20 protein-coding genes and 1 tRNA gene are annotated in these 22,792 nt (G+C 59.4%); 16 read left to right on the forward strand and 5 right to left on the reverse strand.

Annotation, left to right across the window (positions count from 1 at the left end):
* Window positions 1–27: 27 nt before the first annotated feature.
* On the reverse strand, window positions 28–912 hold the full coding sequence (argB, locus tag ACZ47E_RS00280) for an acetylglutamate kinase (RefSeq protein WP_004439672.1): 885 nt from the start codon (window positions 910–912) through the stop codon (window positions 28–30).
* A gap of 265 nt (window positions 913–1,177) precedes the next feature.
* Between argB and ACZ47E_RS00285 the strand changes: the two genes are divergently transcribed.
* Window positions 1,178–1,555 (forward strand): hypothetical protein, encoded by a 378-nt coding sequence (locus ACZ47E_RS00285; protein WP_045533198.1) that lies wholly within the window; start codon window positions 1,178–1,180, stop codon window positions 1,553–1,555.
* Window positions 1,556–1,567: 12 nt separating this feature from the next.
* On the opposite strand, the gene yihA is transcribed toward ACZ47E_RS00285, so the two are convergent.
* The 4 genes from yihA to rpmH are packed head-to-tail and all read right to left on the reverse strand — an operon-like array spanning window position 1,568 to window position 4,576.
* Window positions 1,568–2,221, reverse strand: coding sequence for a ribosome biogenesis GTP-binding protein YihA/YsxC (gene yihA / locus ACZ47E_RS00290; RefSeq protein ID WP_004439676.1), 654 nt, complete (start codon window positions 2,219–2,221; stop codon window positions 1,568–1,570).
* Entirely contained in the window at window positions 2,218–4,020 is a 1,803-nt protein-coding gene (yidC, locus tag ACZ47E_RS00295) for a membrane protein insertase YidC (RefSeq protein ID WP_004439678.1), read from the reverse strand. The genes yihA and yidC overlap by 4 nt, the downstream gene beginning before the upstream one ends.
* Window positions 4,020–4,403 carry a ribonuclease P protein component gene (gene rnpA, locus ACZ47E_RS00300; protein WP_004439680.1) on the reverse strand — a complete coding sequence of 128 codons (384 nt, stop codon included), beginning with the start codon at window positions 4,401–4,403 and terminating at the stop codon, window positions 4,020–4,022. Before rnpA ends, yidC begins: the two co-directional genes overlap by 1 nt.
* Window positions 4,404–4,438: 35 nt before the next feature.
* Window positions 4,439–4,576 carry a 50S ribosomal protein L34 gene (gene rpmH / locus ACZ47E_RS00305; RefSeq protein ID WP_003493611.1) on the reverse strand — a complete coding sequence of 46 codons (138 nt, stop codon included), beginning with the start codon at window positions 4,574–4,576 and terminating at the stop codon, window positions 4,439–4,441.
* A gap of 351 nt (window positions 4,577–4,927) precedes the next feature.
* Here rpmH and ACZ47E_RS00310 point away from each other — a divergent pair, with 351 nt between their 5' ends.
* The 15 genes from ACZ47E_RS00310 (at window position 4,928) to ACZ47E_RS00380 (ending at window position 22,708) form a co-directional block, all read left to right on the forward strand.
* Window positions 4,928–6,982 (forward strand): methyl-accepting chemotaxis protein, encoded by a 2,055-nt coding sequence (locus tag ACZ47E_RS00310; protein WP_278067185.1) that lies wholly within the window; start codon window positions 4,928–4,930, stop codon window positions 6,980–6,982.
* A gap of 244 nt (window positions 6,983–7,226) precedes the next feature.
* Window positions 7,227–8,645 (forward strand): ATP-binding protein, encoded by a 1,419-nt coding sequence (locus ACZ47E_RS00315; RefSeq protein ID WP_006698926.1) that lies wholly within the window; start codon window positions 7,227–7,229, stop codon window positions 8,643–8,645.
* A 216-nt stretch (window positions 8,646–8,861) separates the two neighbouring features.
* A tRNA-Arg gene (locus tag ACZ47E_RS00320) sits at window positions 8,862–8,938 on the forward strand.
* A 184-nt stretch (window positions 8,939–9,122) separates the two neighbouring features.
* Window positions 9,123–9,935 (forward strand): class I SAM-dependent methyltransferase, encoded by an 813-nt coding sequence (locus ACZ47E_RS00325; protein WP_174150631.1) that lies wholly within the window; start codon window positions 9,123–9,125, stop codon window positions 9,933–9,935.
* Window positions 9,936–10,134: 199 nt separating this feature from the next.
* The gene (locus ACZ47E_RS00330) at window positions 10,135–11,280 is read left to right on the forward strand and encodes an ABC transporter ATP-binding protein (RefSeq protein ID WP_006698928.1); all 1,146 of its coding nucleotides are present in this window, start codon (window positions 10,135–10,137) and stop codon (window positions 11,278–11,280) included.
* Window positions 11,277–12,203 carry a carbohydrate ABC transporter permease gene (locus ACZ47E_RS00335; protein ID WP_035206712.1) on the forward strand — a complete coding sequence of 309 codons (927 nt, stop codon included), beginning with the start codon at window positions 11,277–11,279 and terminating at the stop codon, window positions 12,201–12,203. Before ACZ47E_RS00330 ends, ACZ47E_RS00335 begins: the two co-directional genes overlap by 4 nt.
* Window positions 12,203–13,024, forward strand: a complete 822-nt coding sequence (locus ACZ47E_RS00340; RefSeq protein WP_278067186.1) for a carbohydrate ABC transporter permease — start codon at window positions 12,203–12,205, stop codon at window positions 13,022–13,024. The genes ACZ47E_RS00335 and ACZ47E_RS00340 overlap by 1 nt, the downstream gene beginning before the upstream one ends.
* A 42-nt stretch (window positions 13,025–13,066) precedes the next feature.
* Window positions 13,067–14,359, forward strand: coding sequence for an ABC transporter substrate-binding protein (locus ACZ47E_RS00345; RefSeq protein ID WP_278067187.1), 1,293 nt, complete (start codon window positions 13,067–13,069; stop codon window positions 14,357–14,359).
* Between the two features lie 63 nt (window positions 14,360–14,422).
* The gene (locus tag ACZ47E_RS00350) at window positions 14,423–15,223 is read left to right on the forward strand and encodes a phosphodiesterase (protein WP_004439694.1); all 801 of its coding nucleotides are present in this window, start codon (window positions 14,423–14,425) and stop codon (window positions 15,221–15,223) included.
* Between the two features lie 295 nt (window positions 15,224–15,518).
* Window positions 15,519–17,015, forward strand: a complete 1,497-nt coding sequence (locus tag ACZ47E_RS00355) for an acetyl-CoA hydrolase/transferase family protein (RefSeq protein WP_137068264.1) — start codon at window positions 15,519–15,521, stop codon at window positions 17,013–17,015.
* 187 nt (window positions 17,016–17,202) lie between these two features.
* Window positions 17,203–18,525 (forward strand): alpha/beta hydrolase, encoded by a 1,323-nt coding sequence (locus ACZ47E_RS00360; protein ID WP_004439698.1) that lies wholly within the window; start codon window positions 17,203–17,205, stop codon window positions 18,523–18,525.
* Window positions 18,526–18,649: 124 nt separating this feature from the next.
* Window positions 18,650–19,687, forward strand: a complete 1,038-nt coding sequence (locus tag ACZ47E_RS00365) for a 4-hydroxyproline epimerase (protein ID WP_278067189.1) — start codon at window positions 18,650–18,652, stop codon at window positions 19,685–19,687.
* A 112-nt stretch (window positions 19,688–19,799) separates the two neighbouring features.
* Window positions 19,800–20,837 carry a dihydroorotase gene (pyrC, locus tag ACZ47E_RS00370; protein WP_153776357.1) on the forward strand — a complete coding sequence of 346 codons (1,038 nt, stop codon included), beginning with the start codon at window positions 19,800–19,802 and terminating at the stop codon, window positions 20,835–20,837.
* A gap of 147 nt (window positions 20,838–20,984) precedes the next feature.
* Window positions 20,985–21,683 (forward strand): orotate phosphoribosyltransferase, encoded by a 699-nt coding sequence (locus tag ACZ47E_RS00375; RefSeq protein ID WP_004439706.1) that lies wholly within the window; start codon window positions 20,985–20,987, stop codon window positions 21,681–21,683.
* Between the two features lie 98 nt (window positions 21,684–21,781).
* Window positions 21,782–22,708 carry a carbohydrate kinase family protein gene (locus ACZ47E_RS00380; RefSeq protein WP_278067190.1) on the forward strand — a complete coding sequence of 309 codons (927 nt, stop codon included), beginning with the start codon at window positions 21,782–21,784 and terminating at the stop codon, window positions 22,706–22,708.
* Window positions 22,709–22,792 lie beyond the last annotated feature (84 nt).

Genomic DNA, 22,792 nt, shown 5'->3' on the forward strand with positions numbered 1-22,792 from the left:
ATTTGCCGTCCGCCACCCTGAAGCACATCAGGGCACGATGAGCGTGCCGGCGCCTTCGGTAAAGATTTCCAGAAGGACGGAGTGCGGCGTCTTGCCGTTGAGGATCACCACACCCTGAACACCAGCCTTGATGGCGTCGATGCAGGTCTCGACCTTCGGGATCATGCCGCCGGAAATCGTGCCGTCCTTGATGAGGGCGCGTGCCTGCGAGACGGTGAGCTCCTTGATGAGTTCCTTGTTCTTGTCGAGAACGCCGGGAACGTCGGTGAGGAACAGCAGACGCGAAGCGTGAAGTGCACCCGCAATCGCGCCGGCGAAGGTATCGGCATTGATGTTGTATGTCGCGCCATCGCGGCCAGGGGCGACCGGTGCGATGACCGGAATCATTTCCGATTTAGCGAGCAGGTCGAGCAGTGTGCGGTCGACTTCCACGACTTCGCCGACGAAGCCGAGGTCGAGCACGCGCTCGATGTTGCTGTCGGGGTCGATCACGGTCTTTTTCGCCTTCTCGGCGAAGACCATGTTGCCATCCTTGCCGCACAGGCCGATGGCCCATTCGCCCGTCTGGTTTATGAGGGCGACGATTTCCTTGTTGATCGAGCCGGCCAGAACCATTTCAACGATCTCGACCGTCTTGGCGTCGGTGACGCGCAGGCCGCCCTCGAATTTTGACTCAATGCCCATCTTGCTCAGCATGGCGCCGATCTGCGGGCCGCCGCCATGCACGACGATGGGGTTGATTCCCGACTGCTTCAACAAGGCGATGTCTTCCGCGAATGCCTTGCCAAGCGTGGAATCGCCCATGGCGTGGCCGCCATATTTCACCACGATGGTCTTGTTCTCGTATTTCTGCATGAAAGGCAGAGCCTGTGCGAGCAGCCGCGCCTGAGTTTCGCTTTCGGAAGACGTCATCTAAAAACCTCGGTCTGTGGTTGCGGCCGTTGAAGCCTGTCACCGCTCTAAAGCAAGTCTTTGACGGATGAAATAACCTCCGGGCCTTATTGTGTCGGCTGCGGTCAAATTTCTTTTTTTGCCTGTTCCGGCCCTGTAATGAGATTGACATAAAGGGCCAATGGGACCAGCCTTGCTGATGAAGGGGAGGGGTTAATTCAGGGTGATGGAGATGTCTCGCGCCGTGGAAATGGTGCACCTGAACGACCGAGGAGTGATTGAACACATGACGGCACCCGATCGAGACAAGCAAAGCGGTTTGCGGGACGAAGTGCTCGCCGGCGAATATGTGCTGGGTGCCCTGCCGCCGGAAAGCATGGCGGAGCTTGCCAAGCGCGTAAAACGCGACAGGCAGTTCGCGGCCATGGTCAGGCGCTGGCGTGACAATCTGGCGGAAACCGAATATCGCGAAAATGCGACCGTCGCTGCGTTGCTGGAGCGGGACCCCCGCCGATCCGGTCTGCCATTCAGGAGCCAGCCGTTGCGGAGTGGCAGCATGTTCGCAGCCATGCTCTCGGAGATATGGCATTCCGTGCGCTTCTGGCGCCTTCTGGCTTTGACGGCGATGCTCTGGACCGCCGTTCTGCTTTTCACCGTCGCCTGAGAGGCAAGCCTCTCAAAGAGAGATCGTTCTGATGATCTCGGCCCGCAGGTTATCCAGCCCGACTGATTTTTCCGAGGATGTGGCGAGAACTTCCGGATAGGCGGCAGGGCGCTTGCGGATTTTCTCAAGCGTTTCGCCAATCAGCCGCGGCACGCCGGCATCCTTGATCTTGTCCGTCTTCGTCAGCACGATCTGGTAGGACACAGCCGCCTTGTCGAGGAGGGTCAGAACCTCCTCGTCATTCTTTTTCACGCCGTGGCGGGAATCGATCAGCACGTAGACACGCTTCAGCGTCGCACGGCCGCGGAGGTAATCGAAGACGAGCTTCGTCCAGGCATCGACCTGATCCTTGGGGGCCTGCGCATAACCGTAACCGGGCATGTCGACCAACGCCATCGGCGGAAGATCGCCCTCAGCACCGGAGTAACCATCGGGAACGAAATAATTCAGTTCCTGGGTGCGTCCCGGCGTGTTGGAGGTGCGGGCAAGCCCTTTGTGGCCCACCAGCGCATTGATGAGCGAGGACTTGCCGACATTCGAACGACCGGCGAAGGCAATTTCCGGCGGCCCTTCAGGCGGCAGGAATTTCATCGCGGGGACGCCGCGAATGAAAATCCAGGGTCGTCCGAATAGTGGCTTTTCGGTTGCCGCGCCGGTTTCACTCATTTCGATTGCACCGGCTTTCGCTTGAACAGTCCTTTGATGTTATCGAACAGCTCGATCTTGGCGCCCTGGCGCTTCATGATGACCGCCTGCTGGGTGATGGAGAGCGTATTGTTCCATGCCCAGTAGATGACCAGACCGGCCGGGAAGGAGGCCAGCATGAAGGTGAAGATCAGCGGCATCCAGTTGAAGATCATCGCCTGCGTCGGATCGGGCGGCGTCGGGTTCATGCGCATCTGCAGGAACATGGTGATGCCCATGACAAGCGGCCAGACACCGATCATCAGGAAGTGCGGCACATCGTAAGGCAGAAGGCCGAAGAGGTTGAACAGCGATGTCGGGTCCGGCGCGGAAAGGTCGTGGATCCAGCCGAAGAACGGCGCGTGCCGCATTTCGATGGTGACGTAGATGACCTTGTAGAGCGCGAAGAAGACCGGGATCTGCAGCAGCATCGGCCAGCAGCCGGCAACAGGATTGATCTTTTCTTCCTTGTAGAGCTGCATCATCGCCTGCTGCATGGCCATGCGGTCATCGCCATGCTTGGCCTTCAGCTCTTCCATCTTCGGCTGCACGCGCTTCATGTTCGCCATGGAAGCATATTGCTTGCTGGCGAGCGGGAAGAAGAGGGCCTTGACGACGATGGTGGTGAGCAGGATCGCTACGCCGAAGTTACCAAAATAACGGAAGAAGAAATCCATCATTTTGAACATCGGCTTGGTGATGAAGTAGAACCAGCCCCAGTCGATCAGAAGGTCGAACTTCGGAATTGCGTAGGTCGTCTCGTAACGGTCAACCAGCGGCACTTCCTTGGCGCCAGCGAAAACAAGGCTCTTCAGCTCGATCGACTGGCCGGGCTCGACCGTCATCGGGTCGCTCTTGAAATCTGCCTGATAGCTCGGCTGATTGCCGGTGATGTGCGAATAACGGGTTTCGAATGGCGTCGTCTGGGGCGGAACGATGGCCGCAGCCCAATACTTGTCAGTGATGCCGAGCCAGCCGCCGGTCGCCTTGGCAACCGTTACCGGTGCTTCTTCGACGTCCTTGTACTTTTCTTCCGTCAGGCTGCCGTCTTTGCCCGAAACGCCGAGAAAACCTTCATGGATGACGAAGACCGGGGGAACTGCGGGCTTGTTGTTACGCGTCACGCGGCCATAGGTGGCGAAGGAGATGGCCGCCTGGCCGGGGTTCTCAACCTTGTCGGCGACCGAGATCATGTAATGCTCGTCGATCGAAACCGTACGGGAGAAAATCACACCCTTGGCATTGGTGTAGGTGAGGGTGACGGGCGTGTTTTCCGTCAGCTTGTCGCCGCTTGCGAGCGTCCAGACAGTGGTCGGACCGGGAACGCCGCCGACTTCCTGCGCTGCAACGTAACCGAGCTCGGTGAAGTAACCGTCCTTGGTGTCAGCGGGCGAGAACAGCGTGATGATCGGGCTCGAGTCATCGACGGTCTCATGGTAGTCCTTGAGCCGGATGTCGTCGAAGCGGGCGCCGGTGAGATTGATCGAGCCGGCGATGGCATTGGTGTCGATGGCCACACGCTGGGTTCTTGCAATCGACTCTTCGCGGGTCGCCGTTGCGGCAGTCTGCGGTGAGGAGGCGGGCGGTGCGCCTTCAACGGCAGCACCTGGTGCGGCGCCCGGCGCCGGCTGCTGTTGCTGCGTGGTCTGCTGCTGCGCCTGGCGGGCCTCTTCGGCGCGGCGCTGCTGCTCGATACGCGGATTCATGTAAAGGAATTGCCAGGCGAGGACGATGACAACCGAAAGGGCTATCGCGATGAAGTAATTGCGGTTCTTTTCCATCATTCTTTCCTGGAGCGGGTCTCCTGGGACCGTTTCGGTTTCGCCGTTCCTTCAATGCGCTCAGCAAGGAGAGACTGAAGTTTCGGGAAGGCCGTATCAAGCACATCCCTGCGGGCGACAATCACATAGTCATGACCGGGCTTCATTGCGACCCCGGCAGAAAGCCTGACGGCTTCCTTCAGACGGCGGCGCATGCGATTTCGCTCGACCGCGTTGCCTTGTCTTTTTGTTACGGTGAAACCGACGCGAGGCTCGGTTTCCGGGGATTTCCGATCAAGCACTTCCAGAAGAAAGGTGCTTCCCCGCCGTTTTTCACCTGCCTGAACGGCAAGAAACTCCGACCGGTTTTTAAGCCGGCCGGGGCTTTTCTTAGTCTCGCTCATGTGCCCGCGACTTTCATCGGGCCACAGATCGGCAATTAAGCCGACAGACGAGCGCGGCCGCGCGCACGGCGGGCTGCGAGAACCTTGCGGCCGCCGGCAGTAGCCATGCGGGCACGGAAACCATGACGACGCTTGCGAACAAGCTTGGACGGTTGGTAGGTACGCTTCGACATTTATTTAATACCGCGGTGTGCGGCCCTTCTTGAATTTGCAATTATTTGCAAGAGCGTTTCGTTTTTTGCACGGCTAAACCCGCCTGGGCGAGCTTTCAATGGCCGAGCGTGCGCGGCTTATAAGGGCATAGCCCAAGCAAAGTCAATTGCCGGAGGGGTTTTCGCCCTTCACCTTTTGCGGAAAACGCACCGCGATTTCTCTCGTCGACGGCCGATGAGGGCCGATTCCCATCCGCAATCGATAAAATCTGAAATTCTTTCTTAAGGCCGCATTGATAAATCTTGTGACGCGAAAAGTTATGCCAGCTTCCCATTTTCATAGCGCAGCTGGTTTTTGTTGGGGGAACGAAATTGAGAATTCGCGGTCGTATCAATCTACTTGTCGGGCTGATGAGCCTTGTTGCCTGTACCATCGGCGGGCTGTCCATCTATGCGATCAACGAATTCTGGGTTCGGTCGCACCATTTCGAGCAAGCGGCCGAACGGGCTTACAAGGGCGAAGCGCTCAACCGTCTGGTAACGGCAGTCGTCATGGAGGCGCGTGGCATCTATGCAGCGGCGGACATTGCTGCGGCCGCACCCTTTGCCGACGGCATGGTCAAGAACCTCGACGCCATGGACAAGCTCATTACCAGCTGGGCACCGCTCGTGCCGGCGGAACAGAAGGCTGGTTTCGACAAGCTTGCCGGCCGCTCGAAGGAATTCCGGACTTTCCGCCTGGAGACCGTCCGGCTGGCTAAGGAAAGCGGGCCTCAGGCGGCGAGCCAGCAGGGCAACAACGAAGCAAACCGCGCCAATCGCAAGGCCTATCAGGCGGAGATCGACAGTATCGTGAAAAACGACATTGCCGAGCTTGAAGTCGTCAAGGCGGGGGTCGACGCTTTCAGCACTTCCATATTCTGGGTGATTGTCGCGGTGACTGTCGCCGGCGTGGGGGCGGGGGCTGCTTTCGGCCTCTATATCGGAACGCGTCAACTGAGTGCGCCGATCCGCCGGGTATCCCAAGTCATGAGCGAGGTGGCCGACGGAAATCTGGATGTGGCAGTTCCCTACCTTGGGCGCAAGGACGAGATTGGCGAAATGGCCGCGGCCGTCGAGGTCTTCAAGACCAATGGCCGCGAAGTGCGCCGCATGAACGCTCAGGAATCCGCCATGCGGGCCAAGAGTGACGACCTGCAGGCCGGCATGGCCGTTGTCGTCGATGCCGCCGCCGCAGGGGATTTCAGCCGCCGTATCAACAAGGATTATGGCGACGACAACCTCAACCGTTTCGCAGCCACGATCAACGCCCTGCTTATCGGCGTGGACAATGGTGTCTCCGAGACCAGCCGCGTCATCGAAGGTCTTGCGCGGGGTGATCTGACGGAGAAGATGGATGGCGAGTTCCGCGGCGTGTTCGCCGAACTCCAGTCGAACGTCAACCAGACGCTGGCCAAGCTGCGGGAAACAATGCGCGAAGTGCGCAGCAGTACGGAGGGTATCAGCGGTAATGCCGGCGAATTGCGCTCGGCCGTCGATGATCTTTCCAGGCGAACGGAACAGCAGGCCGCGGCGCTCGAGGAAACATCCGCCGCTCTGGACGAGATCACTGCCGTCGTCCGAAATTCCACCGACCGCGCCCAGGAAGCCAGCGCCATGGTGGCTGAAACCAAGCAGAAGACCGAAGAATCCGCCAATGTCGTACGCGATGCCGTTTCGGCGATGGACCGTATCGAGCATGCGTCGCGGGAAATCAGCCAGATCATCAATGTCATTGATGAAATCGCCTTCCAGACCAATCTCCTTGCCCTGAATGCGGGCGTGGAAGCGGCCAGGGCCGGCGAGGCAGGCAAGGGTTTTGCAGTCGTCGCTCAGGAAGTGCGTGAGCTCGCACAGCGCTCGGCAACGGCGGCCAAGGACATCAAGGCGCTGATCACCAAGTCCGGTGAGGAAGTCGGGCGCGGGGTATCGCTGGTCCAGAGAACCGGCAGCGCTTTGAGTGAGATCGAAACGCGCGTCCTGGCGATCAACGAGCATATCCACTCCATAGCTACCGCGGCGAAGGAACAGTCCACAGGCCTGCACGAGGTGAATACGGCCATTAACCAGATGGATCAGGTTACACAGCGTAATGCCGCCATGGTGGAGGAAACCTCGGCCGCAACCCATAAGCTCAGCAGCGAGGCGGACCATCTTGTCACGCTGGTGACCCGCTTCAATGTCGGCGCGGATGGTGTTCAGCGGAACCTTCGCGCCGAGACCGTGTCGCGTCCGGCCCGCGCCGCGCAGCCCATGCGGCCCGTTGCAGTGTCAGACAGAACGACGGCGGTGGCTTCTCCGGCGCGCAAATTGATGAACAGCGTCAGCCGGGCACTCAGCGCTCAGCCAGCCGTAGCGCCGGCGCTGGGGGACTGGCAGGAATTCTGACGGGGTTACCTGATAACTAAGCCGCTTCTTGCTTCAGACGCCGCCTTGTGGCGGCGTTTGTTTTATTGCGATGAAAACCTTGCGTCGCAGCGCATTGGAAAAAAATCCGTTAGGTCCTATTATCGTTGGTGCATATAAACCGAGCCGTTCAACCGAAGCGGCGGCGCGCATACAGGATCAGGGCCCGGTGTTTTCTAAAGGCGTAGACAGCTTGGACCGCACGGAAGATAATCCGGCGCACGGCATGCCGGGATTGACTGCCGGTCTTTCCGGGCGGCTGCTGTTGCTCACGGTCATTTTTGTCATGATCGCGGAAGTGCTCATCTTCGTGCCTTCCGTCGCCAATATGCGCCTGTCCTGGTTGAGGGATCGTCTGAATACGGCTGCCGCGGCCGGCGCGGTGATTGACGGACTGCAGGCCGAATTGCCGCGAAGTGTGCAGAACGATACCCTGATGGCGACAGGGGCAAAACTGATAGCCCTGCGCAAGGACGGTACGTCGCGGCTGCTGGCGGCTGCGGAAACCCCGCCCGGCGTCGATGAGCAATATGATCTTTCCGATGTGTCGCAGGTGGCCGCAGTCCGGGATGCCTTTTCCACCCTGCTGTTTGGCGGTAACCGCGTCATTCGCGTTTTCGATGTCGTTGGTGACAGCGACACCATCATCGAACTGGTGCTGGGCGAGAACAAGCTCAGGGCTGCCATGCTGGCCTATGCCCGCAATGTGTTCCTCATTTCCATCGTTCTGTCGCTGATCACCGCCGGCCTCATTTTCATCTCCATCAACCGCATCATGATACGGCCGATACGCCGGCTGACGCTCGGCATGCAGAATTTTTCGGAAGATCCTGGCAACCCGGAGCGGATTTTCGTGCCGGAGGAGGGAACGGACGAGCTGGCCGTCGCCGGGCGTCATCTCGCCGATATGCAGACGGAACTCCAGAAAACGCTGCGGCAACAGAAAAACCTCGTGGATCTCGGCCTCGCCGTCTCGAAGATAAACCACGACATGCGCAACATCCTCTCATCCGCGCAGTTGATGTCTGACCGTCTGGTGGACGCAAAGGACCCGATGGTGCGAAGCTTCGCGCCGAAACTGCTGCGTACCATCGACCGTGCCGTTGCCTATACCGGCGAAGTTCTGGCCTATGGCCAGGCGACGGAAGGTGCGCCGAAACGCAAGATGGTGCAGTTGAGCCTTCTGGTGCGGGACGTGCGCGATATCCTGGCGCTGGAGCCGGACAGCGGTATTGAATTCCGCGACAGCGTGCCCGCGGAGCTGACGGTGGATGCGGATTCGGAGCAGCTATTCCGGGTAATCCACAATCTGTGTCGCAATGCCGTCCAGGCCCTGCAATCCGATGCCGCCAATGCCGCGCCGAGGTATCTTTCAATCTCGGGTCAGAGGGCCGGCAGCGTTGTCAGCATCGTGATCGACGATAACGGTCCGGGTATGCCGCGGAAGGCCAAGGAGAACCTGTTTTCCGCCTTCAGGGGCTCGGCCCGTTCCGGCGGCACCGGGCTCGGCCTGGTCATCGCCCGCGAACTGGTGCTGGCCCACGGCGGCACCATCGCGCTTGTCGAGAAGCCGGGCCCCGGCACGCAGTTCCGCATCGAGATCGCCGATCGCGCCACGACGGTGCAGGCGGCCAGAACCGCCTGAAAGCCCCCAACCGCATAGTCCAGCGCAGCCTTCATACCCGCTGGATGATATGCGGCTCACGCGCTCTCGAAAACGCACGTTTAGGAATGTCGTTTATTTTCAATGCGATAATTGAATTGCTGCGGAAAAATGACAATTTCGAAGCAAAATCGCTTGCAATCGGAATGAGGACGTTTTAGAGGATCGCCACGCCACCGGAAACGACCGGAACGGCACGCACCCGTAGCTCAGCTGGATAGAGCACCAGACTACGAATCTGGGGGTCAGGAGTTCGAATCTCTTCGGGTGCGCCATTTCCTTTCTTAAAAACAAGCATTGAAACACGCGATATTTCTAGCCTCGTATGCGGCTTGGATGAGCAAGTCCGTTCCGCCAGATTCCTCGGCCCCTCTGGCACGCGGCAGGACCGAACGAATTCCACACATCCCGAATATATGTTAAAATCATCCGGTCGTCAGATGGCTCGGGGTGAAAGCCATGTTGGAAGCGGATAAGGTATTTGCGGGGTCGATCCCGGAAAATTACGACCGCTATATGGTGCCGTTGATTTTTGCACCTTTCGCCACTGATCTGGCGCGGCGGGCGGCGGCCTTGATGCCGGTTGATATTCTGGAGGTCGCTGCAGGAACCGGCGCCGTCACGCGCGAACTCACGTCCCGACTATTGCCTGCCGCCAGCTATGTGGTGACCGATCTCAATCAGCCTATGCTCGACTTCGCCGCGTCGCAGCAGGCACCGGATCACCGCATAAAATGGCAACAGGCCGATGCTCAGCTCCTGCCTTTTGCAAGCGCTGTCTTTGATCTTGTCTTCTGTCAGTTCGGCGCAATGTTCTTCGGTGATCGGCCGTCGGCCTATCGTGAGGCAAAGCGGGTGCTGAAGCCCGGCGGGCATTATTTATTCAATGTCTGGGATCGCATCGGGGAAAACCACTTCGCAGATGAAGTGACAAACGCGTTGGCGCGCCTGTTTCCCGATGATCCACCCCGCTTCCTGGCACGCACCCCGCATGGTTATCATGATGTGGCCGCGATCCGTCGCGAACTGGAGGACGCGGGGTTTTCCCGGGTGACGACCGAGACGGTGGCGGCGCACAGTCGGGCCGCTTCGCCCCGTGTTCCGGCGGTCGCTTATTGCCAGGGAACGGTTCTGCGCACGGAAATCGAGGCAAGGGCCCCCGGAACGCTGGATGCTGCGACAGATTACGTCACCGCAGCCATTGAAGCCCGCCATGGCAGCGGTGAGGTTACCGGCAAAATTCAGGCGCATGTGATTCTCGCCGCATTATAAGTCTGCGCCCCCAGCGATTTTCGGTTCACGGACAAGTGCGGAAATACCATCAATATTAGTGGTTTTGAGTAAAGGCCCATTCATCGCGGTTTCCGATTGTCCGAGATTTCCGGGCTTTCGCGTGTCATCGAACTTTCCTCAAACCTTCGTCATATTGTCATACAATATAAGCATATGCGCTTCAGAAAAGGAGCGCAGAATGACGCCACAATCACTTGAACTTTCGGGCATCGGCAAAGGTTTCGGCGCCGACGATGTTCTGAAAGAGATCGATCTTTCCATCCGCCCCGGAGAGTTTTTGTCCCTGGTGGGCATGTCGGGCTGTGGCAAGTCCACGCTGCTGCGCATCATAGCAGGGCTCGAAACGCCGGATCGCGGTTCGGTGTCCATCGGCGGACAGGACGTGACCGAGATCGATCCGAGCGACCGAAATCTCGCGATGGTGTTCCAGTCCTACGCCCTTTATCCGCATATGAGCGTGCGCCAGAACATCGCGACGCCGCTTAGGATGCGGCGTTTGCCCTTTGCCGCGCGGCTACCGCTGATCGGGCGGTTTGCGGCCCCGGCCGAAACGGTGAGAGAGATCGAAGCAGCCGTCGAGCAGGCGGCCGAGACGCTGCAGATCGCGCATCTGCTGGATCGCAAGCCGGCGCAGCTTTCCGGCGGCCAGCGTCAGCGTGTTGCGCTTGCCCGGGCACTGGTGCGTTCGCCGGCCGCCTTCCTCATGGACGAACCGCTCTCCAATCTTGATGCGAAGCTTCGCGCCCACATGCGCGAAGAGCTGGCAGGCCTGCACCGGCGGCTCGGCGCGACTTTCATCTATGTCACCCATGACCAGATCGAAGCCATGACGATGTCCGACCGTATCGCGTTGATGTCTGAAGGTCGTATCGAGCAGCTTGGCACGCCGGATGAACTCTACCGCAAGCCCGCCACGCTCACCGTCGCGCGCTTCATCGGCACGCCCTCCATCAATCTGCTGCCGGTCGAAATCGCCGCCAGCGGCAAGGTGACGGCTTTCGCCCGGGATCTTGGTCTCGAAGCCGCGGGCCGCGACGCCGGTCCCGCAACGCTTGGTCTTCGCGCAGAGGATCTGCGTCCCGGCGCGGAAGGTTTGGCCGTGCGTGTGGTCCGCAGCGAAACCCATGGCGCAGACCGCTTCGTGAGTTGCCGTCTTTTAAGTGATGAGACGGTGGCCATAACCCTGCGACAGGGTGCCGGCGAAACGCTTGGCGCTGATGCGAATGGCGTCATGACCCTCGGTTTTGTGCCGGAGCGCGCGCATCTTTTCGCCGCCGACGGTCTCCGCCGCAAGGTGACCGTTCGCGAGCAGGTGCCGGCATGACGGCGGTTGATTTTTCTGGCGCGGCGCGTGCCAGCGCTCGCCCGCGGCTTTCAAAGGCCGACCGGCGGATGATCCGGCGCGGCCTGATCTTTGCGGCACCCGCAAGCTTGCTGCTTCTGGCAATCTATATCGTGCCGATGCTCGTTCTCGCCGGGTTTTCCGTCACGGATTATCAGCTTGGCGCGCTGTCCACGCGCTTTGTGGGACTGGGAAATTTCGTCAAGGCGTTTCAGGATCCGGTTTTCCTGCGTGCCTTGACGAATACGGCCATCTACGCTGCCATCGTCATTCCCTTCGGCGTGTTTCTGGCGCTCGGCGTAGCCTTGCTTGTCTATAATCGCAAGCGCAGCCGCGCCTTCTGGGAAGTAGCTTACTTCCTTCCGGTCACCGCAACGCTGGTGGCCATGGCGACCGTTTGGCAATTCCTGCTCCATCCATCGCTCGGCCCGGTGAATGCGGCGATCAAGTGGATGGGCTTCGAACCCGTCGCTTTCCTCTCCAACCCCGTTCTCCTTATCCCTACCATGGCGCTGATGGGCGTCTGGCAGATACTCGGCTTCAACATGGTGCTGTTCCTTGCCGGTCTCACCGCCATTTCGAAGGATTTGCACGAGGCGGCGCGTCTCGATGGCGCGAAGAACCCGGTGGACCGCTTCCTGACGGTGACATGGCCGATGCTCGGACCGACGACCATGTTCGTTGTGGTCACCACTTCCATCTCGGCCTTTAAGGTGTTCGAGACGGTGGCAGTGCTGACCAAGGGCCGTTTCGGATCGGAGACGTTGCTGTTCGATCTCTATCTCGAAGGTTTTGAGTATTCCAACACCGGTTATGCCGCCGCGCTGACGGTGATCTTCCTCGCAATCGTACTGGTGCTTTCGATCGGCCAGACGCTGCATATGGACCGGAAGGTGCATTATTGATGGCCGCACTCCGCAAATATCTTCCGCATCTTGCGTTGGCGCTCGGCGCTTTCCTGATGCTCCTGCCGTTCTACTGGATGGTGCTGACGTCAATCCGTTCGCCGGCGGAGATATTCAACGTTTCGCTCTGGCCGATCCCGGAGAAATTCGACGCGGCCGATAATTACACCCGCGCAGCCGGGCAAGTGCCCATGGCACGCTTCATGCTCAATGGCGTCATCGTCTGCGTCGGTATTCTTGTCGTCCAGATACTGACATCTGTGCCGGCGGCCTACGCTCTGGCGAAACTGCGGTTCCCGGGCCGCAAGCTGCTTCTTGGCCTGGTCGTCGCCGCGCTCTGCGTTCCCATCCAGGCCCTTGCCCTGCCGCTTTTCGTCGGTCTGGCAAAGACGGAGCTGCTGAACACCTATTTCGCGATGATGATGCCCTTCTTTCTCTCCGTCTTCGCCATCTTCCTGTTCAATCAGTCCTTCCGCAGCTATCCGGATGAAATCATCGAAGCGGCACGCATGGACGGCTTCTCTGAAATGGAGATCTGCTGGGGGCTTGTGCTGCGTGGTTCGCTGCCTTCACTCGCCGCCTTCTCGGTCTTTTCGCTCGTCGCCCACTGGAACGACCTTTATTGGCCGATGATCGTTATCTCTGACACCAATCTCGCGCCACCGCCGCTTGGCATGATGTTTTTCGCCGATGTTGAATCCGGCGCAAATTACGGCGCGCTGATGGCGGGCGCGACACTGATTACCGCGCCGATGGTGCTGTGCTTCCTCCTGGCACGGCGGCATTTCATCGCCGGTATTACCATGACCGGCGTCAAGTGACGCCGTTCAGACTTCCTCCTCCCAACCTCTCTGGAGACTGACATGAAACTAAACCGACGCGCTGTGATGGGCGGTCTGGCCCTTGGCATGGCTTTTGCGGGCCTCGCTCAGCCGGTTTTCGCCAACGAAATCACGCTCAATGTTCTCTACAACCTGCCGGGCTTCACGAAATTCCATCAGCCGCTGGCCGATGAATTCATGAAGAAGAACCCGGACGTGAAGATAAACTTCCTCGCTCCGGCTGCCGGTTATAACGAAGGCCAGCAGCAGGTTCTGCGCTCTGCCGTTACCGGTAATCTGCCCGACGTTTATTTCTCGGGCTACAATCTGACGGCGGAACTGGTGCACACGCTCGCACCGCGTAACCAGATCACCGATCTCGGCCCGTTCATTCAGGCTGAAGGCGGTCAGGCTTTCCTCGACAAGAACTACAGCCCCAAGATGGCGGCACTCGGCCAGATCGACGGCAAGCAGTATGGTCTGCCGGTCAACGCTTCCTCGCCGATCATCTACATCAACTCGGACCTCGTCACCAAGGCCGGCGGCGACCCGGACAAGATGCCGACGACCTTTGCGGAGCTCATTGCTCTTGCCAAGAAGATCAAGGCTCTCGACCCCAAGTTCGCTGGCATGAGCTACGACATCAACGGCTGGCCGGATGACTGGCTGTGGCAGGCGCTCATTGTCGAACAGGGCGGCAAGCTCGTCAACGAGAAGACCAAGACCGTTGCCTTCGACAACGAGATCGGCCTCAACGCCCTGAAGATGACCCGCCAGTTCGTCACCGAAGGTGGCCAGAACCTGCTCGATTGGGACCAGTCCCGCCAGCAGTTCGGTGCAGGCCTCACCGGCTTCATCTTCTCGACGCCTGCTCACGTTCAGACGATCCAGGGTCTGGTTGGCGACCGCTTCAAGCTGAAGACGGCGACCTTCCCGCTGGACAACAAGGAAAAGGGCGGCGTTCCGACCGGCGGTAACTCTGCCGTTATCCTGACGCAGGACAAGGCCAAGCAGGATGCTGCCTGGAAATACCTGAAGTGGATCACCGGTCCGGAAGCGCAGAACACCATCGTTCGCATCACCGGTTACCTGCCGACCAACAAGCTGGCAACCGGCCCGGACTTCCTCGCTCCTTATTACGTCGAGAACCCGAATGTGAAAACCGCTTCGCTTCAGGCTGACCGTTCTCTGCCCTGGGCCGGTTACCCCGGTGGCGATTCCGTCCGCATCTGGCGCACCCAGCGCGATATCATCGGCACCGTCATGCGCGGTGAGGTGACGCCGGAAGCCGGTCTCAAGCAGATCGTCGAGCAGACCAACGCCCTGCTGAAATAATCAGCACCATCGAGAGGCTGCGGGAAATCCGTTCCCGCAGCCATTTTGCGCAGGAAGCCCCAAATGAAGATTATCCAGATCACCGATACCCATCTTCTGCTGCCCGGCGTCGCCATAAATGGCGTCGACCCGGAAAAGCAGCTGCGCGCGGCAATCGCCGATATCGTTGAAAAACACGCCGACGCCGATCTTCTTGTCATGACGGGCGATCTTTGCAATTACGGTGAGCCGGAAGCCTATGAGCTGCTGCGCGGCATCCTCGCGTCGGTCTCCATGCCGGTGCGGCTGATGCTCGGCAATCACGATCGCCGCCCGGAATTCGTGGCCGCCTTTCCCGAACAGCCTCGCGACGATAACGGTTACATCCAGTCCTTCATCGACACCGATTTTGGTCGTTTACTGTTTCTGGACAGCCATGAAGCCGATGTCATAGGCGGCATGTATGGTGAGGATCGACTGGCATGGCTGGAGAGCGCGCTGGAAAGCGCGGGCGAGTTGCCCGTGACGGTTTTCATTCACCACCCGCCGATGGATTGTGGCATCCGCCATTTTGAACATATCGGCATGCACGATGACGGAGCTGTCATGCGCCGGCTCGCCGCTCACCCGGCCGGTGTGCGTCACATTATCTTTGGCCATATCCATGTGCCAATGGCAGGCACGACGGCCGAAGGCATCGCTTATAGTTCCGGTCAGGCCTGCGCGCATCGCTTTATCACCGATATCGACGTTGTCGATCCCCTGTGGACGGGCGGCAATCCCTGTTACCGGGTCATAAGCCTCGGCGCGTTCGGCCTGCGTGCCTATGATGTGGAAGTGGGGCAGGTCGTGCTTGGGCGGGCGCCTGTCTGCGAAGGCCCCTGACGAGTTGCTTTTTCCTCACTGCGATGACGCGAAGTGGGGCTCGTCACTCCTCGCCGGTCACGGCGTAACGGAAGTCTCCTGCCGATCGCAGGGCCGGCATGGTGTGAGGGCCTGCCAGCCTGTCGCGCCGATGCGTCACTTATTGTCGCTGAACGGGATTTGATACGCAGAAGTGATGGTTCCCTTCTTGCCCTTGATCTATGTCAGTTTCATCGATGAAACTGCACGCCATAGTCGCCGAATAGGTGGCCAGCCGAATGCCGTGCCATCGTGATTGCAGATCATGGAGAAGTGCATGCTTGAAAAGCGTATTCGCAACGCGTCCCTTTTGAACCGGATCGTCAGTGCCGAAGAGGCCGCCAGTCTCATTCGGGATGGCATGACTGTGGGCATGAGTGGCTTCACGCGTGCCGGCGAGGCCAAAGCGGTGCCGCTGGCGCTGGCGGAGCGTGCCAAGCTGCATCCCATGAAAATCACACTGATGACGGGGGCATCGCTGGGAAATGATCTCGACAAGACCATGGTCGAGGCGGGCATGCTGGCGCGTCGCATGCCGTTCCAGTCCGACCCGGCTTTGCGCAAGGCGATCAATGACGGCAAGGTCATGTTCATTGACCAGCATCTCTCCGAGACCGTCGAGCAATTGCGCGGTGGTCAGATTCACGGCGTCGATATCGCCATCGTTGAAGCCGTGGCGATCACGGCTGACGGTGGTATCGTGCCCACCACCTCCGTTGGCAATTCCGCGAGCTTCGCCATCCTGGCCGATAAGGTGATCGTCGAGATCAACCTGTCCCAGCCCGAGGTGCTGGAGGGGCTGCACGACATCTTCATTCCCGCAAAACGTCCGACCCGCATGCCCATCCCGGTGGTGGCGACGGATAGCCGCGTTGGACTGCCCTTCATTCCGGTGCCGCCGGAAAAGATCGCCGCTATTGTCCTGAGTGACAAGAGCGACAGCTTCTCGACAGTGCTACCGCCGGATGATGAAACTAGGGCCATTGCCGGCCACCTCACTGAATTCCTGCTGAACGAGGTGCGTCAAGGCCGTATGACCCACGAACTTCAGCCGCTTCAGGCCGGCATCGGCACGATCGCCAATGCTGTGATGCACGGTTTCATTGATACGCCGTTTCACGATCTCAAAATGTATTCGGAGGTACTGCAGGACTCCACATTCGAACTTTTCGATGCGGGCAAGCTGACTTTCGCGTCGGGTTCGTCGATCACCTTGTCCTCCGCCATGAATGAGCGGGTCATGCCGCGTCTGGCCGAATATAAAAGCAGGCTCATTCTGCGCCCGCAGGAGGTCAGCAATCATCCCGAAGTTATCCGCCGCCTCGGTATCATCGGCATCAACACGGCGCTGGAATTCGATATTTACGGAAACGTCAATTCGACCCATGTCGGGGGAACGCATATGATGAACGGCATCGGCGGCTCGGGGGATTTTGCCCGGAATGCCTATATGTCCATCTTTGTCACCAAGTCTATCGCCAAAGGCGGCGCCATATCGAGCGTCGTTCCCATGGTCAGCCATGTCGATCACACTGAACATGATGTCGATATCCTCGTGACCGAGACGGGCCTTGCCGACCTTCGTGGCCTTGCGCCTCGTGAACGCGCAGCGGTCATCATCGAGAACTGCGTGCATCCGGCCTATCGTGATGCGCTAACGGACTATTTCCAGCGGGCAGTCTCGCGGGGAGGGCACACGCCGCATCTCATCGAAGAAGCGCTGTCGTGGCATGGCGCCCTGCGTGAAAGGGGCACCATGCTGCCGCAGAAATAGCGGCGGATCAGGAATCCAGCCTGAGGTATCGGACGCGCCCACGCAAAATTGGGTCCGTTTGGACACACCGGGATGGAAATCATCCGCCACTTCGCTGTGGTTGCTGGCGCGTCAGTTCCGCCTCCGGTAGAAAATCCTCTCTCTCGGCAGCGACCCGGCTGCCTCAGGGTTGCAGGAGAGTGATGTAATGCCCATTCGCTTCGTCGCCATGATCGCGATTGTTGCCCTGCTTGCCGGTTGCGGCGGGCGGCCGATCGGAGTGATGACGCCAACGGGACAAACAGTGGCCGGTACGACGCCGGTGAATCTCCTTGTCGCGACGACACGCGCGCCGTCTGACAATCCTGCGGTTCTTTTCGGCGGCGAGCGGGGTACGGGGCTGAAGGTCGACGCGGTCACCGTCTCGATACCGCCGGATGCCAACCGCAAGGTCGGGCAGGTGCAGTGGCCGAAGAAGCTGCCGCCCAATCCGCTGAAGGATTTCACTACCGTTGCGGTCGAGCCCATCCGCTCCGAAGCCGAGACGCGAAGCTGGATCGGCCGGCATATTGAAAAGGACCGCCGCGTGCTGGTCTTCGTGCATGGTTTCAACAACCGCTACGAGGAATCCGTCTATCGATTTGCCCAGATCGTCCATGATTCCAGAACCGATGTCGTGCCCGTCGTCTTCACCTGGCCGTCACGCGCCAGCATCTTCGACTATAATTACGACAAGGAAAGCACCAACTATTCCCGTGACGCGCTGGAAGAGATGCTGACGCGGCTGGCGAAAGACAAATCCATCCGTGAAGTCACGGTCATGGCGCACTCCATGGGCACCTGGCTTGCGGTGGAGGCGTTGCGGCAGATGGCTATCCGCAATGGCCGCGTCGATCCGAAGATCGGCAACGTCATTCTGGCAGCACCTGATCTCGACGTGGATGTCTTCAGCCGCCAGTTCGCAAGCCTCGGCAAGACACCACCGAAATTCACGCTCTTCGTTTCGCAGGATGACCGCGCGCTCAGCCTGTCGCGCCGCATTTCCGGCAATGTTGACCGTCTTGGCCAGATCGATCCTTCGGTTGAGCCCTACAGCAGCCAGCTGGAAAAGGCCGGTATCACGGTTCTCGATTTGACGAAGCTGCAATCGGGTGACCGCCTGAACCACGGCAAGTTTGCCGAAAGCCCGGAGGTCGTGCGTCTGATCGGCGACCGCCTCATCGCGGGCCAGACCGTGACGGATTCCGATGTCGGCCTGGGCGAAGCCTTGGGCGCCGTCAGCATCGGTGCCGCGCAGACGGTGGGAACAGCAGCGAGCGTTGTGGTCAGCGCGCCAATTGCTGTGTTCGATCCCCGCACGCGGGAAAACTACGGCAGGCAGGTGGAGCGGCTTGGCCGCTCGGTGGAAAATACCGTGGGATCGGTGGGTGATACGGCCGGCTCCGTGGTGGACGATCAGGCGCTTCAGTCGTCAAGGATCAACTGCGATGCCGCTGCCAATCGAAACCGGGCGGAATGCCGCAATCGCTAAACTGCGATGCGTTAGGGGCAGCGGGAACGCTAGGCGCTTTTTGTCACAGAGCGGCGCAGATTTGTATACAGCTTGTATTTTTATCTGTATGGTCGGTCGACAACCCTTTTCGGAGTAAGACCCCATGCGTTGGAAACGCACCCTTCAGCTTCTCGATGTTCATTGCGAAGGCGAAATCGGCCGTGTCGTCACCGGCGGCGCGCCGAAAATTCCCGGCAATACGGTGGCTGAACAGCTTCACTGGATGAATACCGACCCAAAGGGAGAGGCGCTTCGTCGCTTCCTGACGCTGGAGCCGCGCGGCACGCCCATGGGCTCGGTCAATCTGCTTCTGCCGCCGAAGCATCCGGATGCGCACGCCGCCTTTGTCATCCTTCAGCCGGACCAGGCGCATGCCAGCTCCGGATCGAATTCCATATGTGCGACGACTGCGCTTCTGGAAAGCGGCATGGTGGAGATGCACGAACCGGAAACTGTCATCATTCTGGAAACGGCGGCCGGTCTGGTGAAGGCAACGGCCACCTGCTGCGACGGGCGCTGCGAAAAGGTCAAGCTGACCATGGTGCCGTCTTTCGTGCATGCGCTTGATGTCAGCATCGACACACCCCAATGGGGCAAGGTGACGATGGACATCTCCTATGGCGGCATTTTTTATGCGCTGGTGGATGTGCGTCAGATTGGTCTAACGATCGAAAAAGCCAATGCCGCGAAGCTGGTCTCTGCAGGCATGATCCTTAAGGATCTGGTCAACCGCGAAATGACCGTTGTGCATCCAGAAATCCCCGCCATATCGGGCGTGGCCTATGTGATGTTCCGCGATGTGGACTCCGATGGCTCCATCCGCACCTGCACCACCATGTGGCCCGGCCGGGCGGATCGTTCGCCTTGCGGCACGGGCAATTCCGCCAATCTCGCCACGCTTTATGCGCGCGGCAAGGTGAAGGTGGGCGACGAGTATAAATCCCGCTCGATCATCGGTTCGGAATTTGATGTCGGCCTTTCCGCCGTCACCGAAGTTGCGGGCCGTCCGGCTGTCATTCCCACGATTGCCGGGCGCGGCTTTACCTTCGGTCTGCATCAGGTCGGCCTCGATCCTTTCGACCCATTGGCCGATGGTTTTGCCATGACCGACGTTTGGGGTCCGGAAGCGGGCAACATCTGAAGCGCGCTTCAAAAAAATGACATTTACGGCTGCCTGATCATGTCGGGCGGCTGTTTTCCCGCGACAAAAGATGCTAAGCGGGCGCAATTCCATCATGCTCCGAGGTATCCCGATGAAGTCGCTCACCCTGCGCCGCCCTGATGACTGGCACCTGCATCTTCGTGATGGCGCCATGCTGGAAGGGGTGATCGGGGATACGAGTCGGCATTTCGCCCGCGCCATCATCATGCCGAACCTGGTGCCGCCGGTTGTCACCACCGCAGATGCCCGCGCCTATCGCGACCGCATCGTCAAGGCCATTCCCGCTGGCGACAGCTTTGAGCCCTTGATGACGCTCTATCTGACCGAGGACACGCAGGCCGACGACGTGGAAGAGGGCAAGAAAAGCGGCCTGATTACCGCCGTAAAGCTTTATCCCGCCGGTGCCACAACCAATTCCCATGGCGGTGTGCGCGATTTTAACAAGGCCATGCGTGTTCTGGAGCGCATGGCGAAGATCGGCCTGCCCCTCTGCGTGCATGGAGAAGTAACAACGCCGGAAGTTGATATTTTCGACCGCGAGAAGGTCTTCATCGAGACGGTTCTGGAACCGCTGCGCCAGCGCCTGCCGGAGCTCAAGGTGACGATGGAGCACATCACCACCCGCGATGGCGTTGACTATATCAAGTCTTCCAAGGCCAATCTGGCCGGCTCGATCACCACGCATCATCTCATCATCAACCGCAACGCCATTCTGGTTGGCGGCATCAAGCCACATTATTACTGTCTGCCCGTCGCCAAGCGCGAGGAGCACAGGCTGGCGCTGCGGGCTGCCGCGACCTCTGGCGATGCGCGCTTTTTCCTTGGCACGGATTCCGCTCCGCACGTGGACCCGCTGAAGGAATGCGCCTGCGGTTGCGCGGGCATTTACACGTCCATCAATACGATGAGCTGCCTTGCCCATGTCTTCGAGGACGAAAACGCTCTCGACAAGCTGGAAGCTTTCGCTTCGCTCAACGGCCCGGCCTGGTATGGTCTGGCGCCGAATGAGGAGACGATCACGCTGGTCAAGCGCGACGAGCCAGTGTCATTCCCCGCCAAGATCGAAACGGGCGCCGGGCCGGTGACCGTATTCGATCCGATGTTCCCGCTTCATTGGGATGTAAACTGATTTTATGACCGCCGGCACTGCCGGCGGTTTTGTTATGGTCCGCCGGCACCTCGGCTGGCGCACGAAATACCGAACAAAGACGCGTGCTTTCCGAACACCGATCCGGGTTTTCGGAGCGAGAAACCAAGGCCTAAAAGGAGAACGCCTATGAACCACTTCACATTCACCGATCGCGCCGTCGTTGCCGAACTGGTTGCGAAAATGTTGTGGGAAATCAAGGCGGTCCATTTTAATTCCGAAAGCCCATACACCTTCGCGTCAGGCATGAAGAGCCCTGTCTATATCGACATGCGCAAGCTCATCTCCTTCCCGCGCATTCGCTCCGCAGCCATGGATTTTGCGGCGGCGGCTGTCCTGCGCGAGGCCGGTTTCGAGAAGTTTGACTGTGTGGCCGGCGGCGAAACTGCGGGCATTCCCTTCGCCGCTTTCCTTGCCGAGCGCCTCGGCCTGCCGATGATCTATTGCCGAAAGAAGCCGAAAGGCCATGGCCGCAATGCCCAGATCGAAGGACATATGCCCGAGGGTGCCCGCGTTCTCGTCATCGAGGATCTGACGACCGCAGGTGGCTCGATGTTTACCTTTATCGACGCCATTCGTGCGGCGGGCGGCATCGTCGATCACGGCATCGCACTCTTCTATTACGGCATCTTCCAGGAGGCGGAAGCACGCTTTGCCAACGGCAATGTTAAGCTGCATTACCTGACGACCTGGCGCGATGTTCTGGCCGTTGCCCGGGCTGAAAAACTGTTCGATGAAAAGACCCTCTCCGAGGTTGAAGCCTTCCTCGATAACCCGCTGCCCTGGTCGGCAAAGCGCGGCGGTGTCAGCGAATTGCCGCAATCTTGATTTCGGATGCGGGTGGCCAGCTTGTGGCTGGCCTTCCGATCCATCTTCGTCTAAATCGATTTAAGTCCATTTGATTTGCTGTTTTGAGGAGGACCGTAATGATCCTGTGTTGTGGTGAAGCCCTGATCGACATGCTGCCCCGGCAGACAACGCTGGGAGAGGCGGGTTTTGCCCCTTATGCAGGCGGTGCGGTCTTCAACACGGCCATCGCGCTGGGACGTCTCGGCGTTCCCTCCGCCTTTTTCACCGGTCTTTCCGATGACATGATGGGCGATATCCTGCGGGAGACCCTGCGCGCCAGCAACGTGGATTTCAGCTATTGCGCCACCCTCTCGCGCCCGACCACCATCGCCTTCGTGAAGCTGGTCGACGGCCATGCGACCTATGCCTTTTATGACGAGAACACCGCCGGCCGGATGATTACCGAAGCCGAGCTTCCGGCGCTGGGCGCCGATTGCGAAGCGCTGCATTTCGGAGCCATCAGCCTCATCCCCGAACCCTGCGGCAGCACCTATGAAGCGCTGATGACGCGTGAGCAAGAAAGCCGTGTCATCTCGCTCGATCCCAATATCCGCCCCGGCTTCATCAAGGACAAGCAGTCGCATATGGCCCGCATCCGCCGCATGGCCGCCATGTCCGATATCGTCAAGTTCTCGGATGAGGACCTTGCCTGGTTCGGTCTTGAAGGCGATGAGGACACGCTTGCCCGCCACTGGCTCCACCATGGCGCAAAGCTGGTCGTCGTCACCCGCGGTGCAAAGGGCGCGGTGGGCTACACCTCGGGTCTGAAGGTCGAAGTCGCCTCTGAACGGGTGGAGGTCGTGGATACCGTTGGCGCGGGTGACACATTCGACGCCGGCATTCTGGTTTCGCTGAAAATGCAGGGTCTTCTCACCAAGGCGCAGGTGGCGGCGCTGACGGAAGAACAGATCAGAAAGGCGCTTGCGCTCGGTGCAAAGGCGGCGGCAGTCACCGTTTCGCGCGCTGGCGCCAATCCACCTTTTGCGCACGAAATCGGCTTGTGATGGGTTAGGGTTGAACCATTTTGAAAAGATGGTTCAACACGCATCACGCCGCCAAAATCGTGAAAAACCGTTATTTCGGTATTA

The organism is Agrobacterium sp. 5Ca39 (assembly GCF_055382365.1).